This is a genomic window from Chryseobacterium sp. MMO-72 (assembly GCF_037146035.1).
In the GTDB taxonomy this organism is placed as follows: Bacteria; Bacteroidota; Bacteroidia; order Flavobacteriales; family Weeksellaceae; genus Chryseobacterium; species Chryseobacterium indicum.
In genome coordinates, this window is the sequence record NZ_JBBCWG010000040.1 from 1 (window position 1) to 223 (window position 223).

Here is a 223-nt window from a genome sequence, read left to right on the forward strand (position 1 = left end):
CAAATCCTCTTTGAGTTCTTCATAATGCTCTCCGTCCGTAATTCTGTAAAGCTGGGTTTGTTTAAAAACACTGTCTCTATAAACAACCAGACAGATTTCATTAGAAAAATAAGTACCGTCGATGAGTAAATAAACTTCCTTGTTCTGGCTGTAACTGAGTTTTGGAGCTTTACTAAGCATCACGTTAAAATACCGCTGAAGAGTACTCACGGAATATCCCGAT

Annotated in this window: 1 pseudogene; it reads right to left on the reverse strand. The window is 37.7% G+C overall.

The features are described from left to right. A pseudogene (locus WFH39_RS21295) lies at positions 1-223 on the reverse strand (IS256 family transposase, variant Zn-binding type); the annotation flags it as partial.